The organism is Thermotoga sp. Mc24, from assembly GCF_000784835.1.
In the GTDB taxonomy this organism is placed as follows: Bacteria; Thermotogota; Thermotogae; order Thermotogales; family Thermotogaceae; genus Thermotoga.
In genome coordinates, this window is sequence record NZ_JSFH01000003.1 from 1 (window position 1) to 5,486 (window position 5,486).

Here is a 5,486-nt window from a genome sequence, read left to right on the forward strand (position 1 = left end):
AGTATCGTCCCTTCACCACCAGACAAACTCGTCCCTCCTATCACCGTAGCCGCTATCACGTCCAGCTCATACCCCTGCCCCGCATTCGGTTGGGCCACCCCAAGCCATGCCGTCAATAGAAATCCCGCAAACGCAGCAAGAAATCCGTTTATCGTGTACACCATGATCAGTATCCTGTCTGTCTTGATCCCCACCAGCTTCGACGCTTCCATGTTCCCTCCTATCGCATAGATCCTTCGCCCCGTCACTGTGTACTTCAAAAATATGTGGGCTATCACCCCTATCACCGCCATGTAGATCACCGGTACCGGCACTGGCCCTACCATTCCTTGCCCGTGCACTGTGAAGCTCTCTGGAAACGGTGATATGGGCCATCCCCCGCTCATCACGTACGCAAGTCCTCTCCCTACGCTCAACATTCCCAATGTGCTGATGAACGGTGCTAACCTCGCCTTCGTGATCAAAAGCCCGTTCGCAAGCCCAAAGCCTACTCCTACCGCCAATCCTATGACCACACTCAAAAATGGTGACAAACCCTTCTCATTCATCAAAAGCCCCATCACTACACTCGCCGCCCCAAGTATGGACCCTACCGACAAATCTATCCCAGATGTGATGATCACCATCGTCATCCCAAATGACATGATCGCTATGAACGATACGTTCAGTATCACCGTGAATATGTTCTCCACTGTCAAAAATTCTCTCGTCGTTACCCCTAAAAACACCACTATCGCTATGAGTATTAGAAATATCCCCGCTTCCCTCGCCTTGAACAGCTTTTTCCACAACTCAACCACGCCTCCTCACCATTGTTTTTATCCTTTTCTTTTCATAAAGAAGGGGGGATGACCCCCCAATTAATCTCGAAATTTTAGAATTTGTACTTATCGCTTTGTATAGATTTTCTTTGCGTATTCATAGTACTCATCAATATTTTCACTCGTGACAACATCAACACCTGTGTCGATGATGTAGTCCCTTTCTTTTATTATCTTGTAATCAGGTTTCCCGTATTCTGCCACTATTTTTTCAAGATTTCCAAGGGTTTTTTCAACACCATCTTTTGCCATGAAATAGAGCAATACCGTGGAGAAATAACCCATGTCGTACGGTCTTTGCCCTATGAGACCTTTTATAACACCAGCTTTGACAAGCTCAAGCTCTGGTTCCAAAGTATCAAAAGCAACTATCAGAAGTTCCTTCGCTCTCTGCGGTCCACCGAGAGCCGAAATAATGGTGTTCGGAGGTGCAACAAGAGAAGCGTTTGAAGCGAACCACCCGTCAAGATCCGTGTACTTTCTAGAAGCATCCCTCAGTATCTGAATCGCTTTCGCTGCATCGTCATTACACGGGAACGGATCAGCAACGTAGACTATCTCTTTTCCGCTCTTCTTGGAGTAGTCCTCAAGAGCATCTTTGAAGCCTCTGATCCTTTCGTTCAAATTCAACGCAGCAAGACCACCTGTGAGTATCGCAAGTTTGATTGTCTTCTTCTCAGGTCTGTATTTTTCTATAAGCTGCGCCATCAATTTTCCTGCTTCGTATCCTGCGTTGTAGTTGTTGGTTCCTATGTAAGCATACCTTCCACTGTCCGGTGAGTCAGAGTCAAACATGATTACTGGTATCCCCTTGTCAAGTGCCCTCTTGACAACTACCTTTATCCCTTCAGGATCGTTCGGTGAAATGCCTATCCCGTCTACACCTTTCACTATGTAGCTCAGTATCTTCTCTGCCTGCTTCGCTGCATCTGCCTCAACTGGTGCGTCGAATATCGCTTTGATTCCCAGTTTCTCTGCCGCATCTTTCATCCCGTTCTCCACCGCAAACCAGTACGGATTGTTGAGTGATTTCGGTGCCAGAAGTATTGTCATGTCTTCTGAGAAAACAAACACCGACAGCAGCAAAATCATACCAAGCAACAGCAAACCTTTCCTCATGAAAAACACCTCCTACGGTAGGAATACTAATGGTTATGATAGGTACGTACATTACATAATATACACTACAATAACAGAAAAGTTCAAATTCAGTTCTCGGTCATTTCATATCGAAATACCAGAATACAGAAAATTATTCGTGATTATTAACAGAATGCTTAGTTTTTCTTCTCCTTACAACCGTTTACAACGAATCTATAAACAGTAACCTGTCTGTACTCCTCACCTGGTCTCAAGATGGTGCTTGGAAAGTTTGCATGATTTGGAGAATCGGGGAAGTGCTGTGCTTCAAGACACAAACCTGAGTACGGTCCGTAGTATGTACCGCATTTTCCCTTCACATCGAGGAAGTTTCCCGTGTAGAGTTGAAGACCCGGCTCTGTTGTGTAAACTTCCATCTTTCTTCCGGTCTCGCTATCCTTCAAAACGGCTGCAAGCTTTAGCTTTCCATTTTCACCGTTTAAAACGTAGTTTATATCGAAGCCTTTTGTTGTAGTGCTTTTCAACGGTTCAATGGCATCTCTCAGAACTTTGAATGTCCTGAGATCGAAAGGCGTACCATTAACAGGGGCGATTTCTCCTGTTGGTATAAGGTTCTCGTCAACGGGGGTGTAGTTATCTGCGTTTATCATAAGCTCGTGATCAAGTATTGAACCATCACCGGTAAGGTTAAAATAGGAATGTTGTGTGAGGTTCACAACAGTGGGTTTATCCGTTTTGGCACGATACTCTACCTTCAGTTCGTTTTCGTTTGTGAGAGTGTAAATAACTGTGAGATCCAGATTTCCAGGATAGCCTTCTTCGCCATCGTGGCTCAAATACTTCAGAACAAGGGAAGGTCCAGCGGGCGTTTTCATGGGAACGGCTTTGAAGACCCTGGTGTAGAATCCCTTCACACCACCGTGGAGCGCGTTTGGACGATCTCCATCGTTCAAGGCAAGCTGATAGGTGACTCCGTCGATCTCGAATCTTCCACCGGCTATTCTGTTTGCATATCTTCCCACTATCGCTCCGAAGAAGAAGTTCGAGTTCTTTGCTTCGTACTCCTGGAGTGTGTCAAATCCCAAAACAACATCAGAAAGGGTGCCAGAACTGTCTGGCACCCACAACTCTCTAACTATCGCACCATAAGTGATGATCTTTGCCATCATTCCATTTTTGTTTATGAGTGTGTACTGATATACAGGTATTCCCTCAGAAGTTGTTCCGAAGAACTCCTTTTCAATGTGGCTCATCAGATATTCCATTTCTTTCTCCTCCTGGCAGCGGTTTTTCTTACTCCAATTCTACCTCAATCACACTGCAAGAGAATGGCTTAAATGTGTGTTCAAATTCGGTGTCAACGGTGATGGTTTCGGAGGTAATATCAACGACGTTCGGATTTTCCATGGTGTTTCTCGCGTTCACGTCCGGACCTGTGAGAGTATAAACGGTGGCTTCTTTCTGCCCCAGCCCTTCCACTCTGATTGGAACCTTCAAAGCGTCTTCTTTCCTGTAGTTTACAACAGCGATGAAGAGTTTCTTGCCATCTTCTGAGATGGAAGCGGCGGCATCAAGGAACGGTGCGTTCTCGACAGAGAAAGGCATTTTGTTGATGAACATGACTCCTTCTATGTTGTAAGTCTCCGATTCAACATGGGTCTTGACAAGCTTTTCTCCGGAATGATTCACGATGAGTTCGAAAGCCTTGTAAACGGGTGTGAGAATGAGACCGTTTTTCTCGGTGTGTATAGCTCCAAGGGCGTTTACAAGCTGTGCGAGATTGGCAAGTGGGACTATGTCGCTAATCTTTTGAAGAAGTACAAGCACTCCACATGCAAAGATACCATCTTTGAGATCGTAAGGTTCTTCGAGTTTGTTATCGGATACTCTGTACCATACGTTCCATTCATCAAGGGCGATTTTGACACCTCTCTTTCTAGCAGTATCCACCGTATCGATGAGCTTTTTCACTCCGATGAGTCTTTCTTTGAGAAGGTAAACCGTAGAGACCGTTTCGTAGTAATCGTCGGACCCTGTGTAGAAATGGTAGGATATGAAGTCAATCACATCACCTGCTTCTTGAAGAACCCTGAGATTCCATATAGGGTCGTCACAGCCTACGGCGATCGCTTTAATTGTAGGATCGAAAACCTTCATCCATTTCGTGTATTCTTTGGCGGCTCTTGCGTATTCGTCTGCCGTCATGTGGCCTACCTGCCATTCCCCGTACATCTCGTTGCCTATTCCCCAGAACTTCACGTTGTAAGGTTCTGGATGACCGTATTTTCTTCTGAGTTGAGCGTAGTAGGTATTACCCTTCCCGTTGCAGTATTCGAGCCAGTGGAGAGCTTCGTCGAGTGTTCCAGTTCCCATGTTTATACAGATGTAAGGTTCTGCTCCTATCTCACGACAGTACTCAATGAATTCGTCCGTTCCAAATCTGTTCGTCTCTTCCTGTTGCCAGGCGAGATCGAACCTGACGGGCCTCTGATCTTTTGGACCTATTCCGTCTTCCCAGTGGTAGTTCGACACGAAGTTTCCACCGGGCCATCTCAAGTTCGAAACTTTTATCCTCTTTACAGCCTCCAGAACGTCTTTTCTGAAACCCCTTTCATCAGAGAGCGGAGAACCTTCTTCATAAATTCCGCCGTAGATACACCTTCCCAGATGTTCCGTGAAATGACCGTAGATGTGTCTACTAATCGGCTTGACAACTTTTTTTGGATCAACCACTATCCTGTAGGACATACTCTTTTCCCTCCTCACTTCACGAAAGTTGGTGTTATAGAAATACCTATGATCGGCCGTTGACAGCTGAAGAGGTAAAGGAACTTTTCCAGAAAAGGTGAACTACCATGACTTATAGAAGTCATGGCTTCCCGCTTCAACCCGTGGTGGCTCGTAGACCCCTTTCGGGTTCCGCCGCCAGAGCACGGTCCACGGGCATGAACTCGGACGGTTCCCGCCCTACTGATAGCATCAAGCCGTACCTGGCAAGATTCTTCGCAGCGTTCACGTCTCTATCGTGGTGCGCTCCACATACAGGACACGTCCATTCTCTGACGCTCAGGTCTTTGACTTCTTTGTTTATGTATCCGCATTCACTGCACATCTGACTCGAGGGATAGTATCTGTTTGTTTTTATCACTTCGATCCCACAGCGCTTTGCCTTGTACTCGAGAAGTTCTAAGAATCTCCTCCACGACTGCATGTGGATGTGCCTGGCAAGTCTGTGGTTCTGAACCATACCTTTGATGTTGAGGTCTTCCACCACGATTCTTTCCAGTTTGGCTTTCGCTGACAAGATCGTGGGTGATCTTGTGAAGCCAGTCGCTTTTTATGTTGACTATCTTCTCGTACAGCTTTGCAAGACGCAAACGTGCTTTCTCCCAGTTCTTTGAACCTCTCTGCTTCCTGGATAATCGTCTGTGAAGTCTTTTGATCTGTCTCTCGTATTTTGAAAGGTCTGGCATGCTGTATTTTCTTCCGTCGCTCAATGTGATCGTGTCCTTGATTCCAAGGTCTATTCCCAAAGCATCTGTTGACTTGTTCTCCACTTCAACG

Annotated in this window: 5 protein-coding genes and 1 pseudogene; all 6 read right to left on the bottom strand. The window is 46.0% G+C overall.

Features of this window, described 5'->3' with window-relative positions; genetic code table 11:
- On the bottom strand, positions 1-800 hold an 800-nt coding region (locus tag MC24_RS00715), incomplete at its 3' end, for an ABC transporter permease (RefSeq protein ID WP_235280268.1).
- 87 nt (positions 801-887) lie between these two features.
- Entirely contained in the window at positions 888-1,940 is a 1,053-nt protein-coding gene (locus tag MC24_RS00720) for a sugar-binding protein (protein WP_008193751.1), read from the bottom strand.
- A 158-nt stretch (positions 1,941-2,098) separates the two neighbouring features.
- A complete protein-coding gene (locus MC24_RS00725; protein ID WP_008193754.1) occupies positions 2,099-3,187 on the bottom strand; it encodes an aldose epimerase family protein in 1,089 nt (362 codons plus the stop codon).
- 28 nt (positions 3,188-3,215) lie between these two features.
- The gene (locus tag MC24_RS00730) at positions 3,216-4,670 is read right to left on the bottom strand and encodes an alpha-N-arabinofuranosidase (RefSeq protein ID WP_038051575.1); all 1,455 of its coding nucleotides are present in this window, start codon (positions 4,668-4,670) and stop codon (positions 3,216-3,218) included.
- A gap of 136 nt (positions 4,671-4,806) precedes the next feature.
- Positions 4,807-5,169 (bottom strand): transposase, encoded by a 363-nt coding sequence (locus MC24_RS09765; RefSeq protein WP_235280269.1) that lies wholly within the window; start codon positions 5,167-5,169, stop codon positions 4,807-4,809.
- A gap of 100 nt (positions 5,170-5,269) precedes the next feature.
- Positions 5,270-5,479: pseudogene (locus MC24_RS09770) on the bottom strand (transposase); the annotation flags it as partial.
- Positions 5,480-5,486 lie beyond the last annotated feature (7 nt).

Excerpts from the sequence above, each read along its gene's own strand:
- MC24_RS00730 (WP_038051575.1), bottom strand. The coding sequence starts at position 4,670 with ATGTCCTACAGGATAGTGGTTGATCCAAAAAAAGTTGTCAAGCCGATT.
- MC24_RS09765 (WP_235280269.1), bottom strand. The coding sequence starts at position 5,169 with ATGGTTCAGAACCACAGACTTGCCAGGCACATCCACATGCAGTCGTGG.
- MC24_RS00720 (WP_008193751.1), bottom strand. The coding sequence starts at position 1,940 with ATGAGGAAAGGTTTGCTGTTGCTTGGTATGATTTTGCTGCTGTCGGTG.
- MC24_RS00725 (WP_008193754.1), bottom strand. The coding sequence starts at position 3,187 with ATGGAATATCTGATGAGCCACATTGAAAAGGAGTTCTTCGGAACAACT.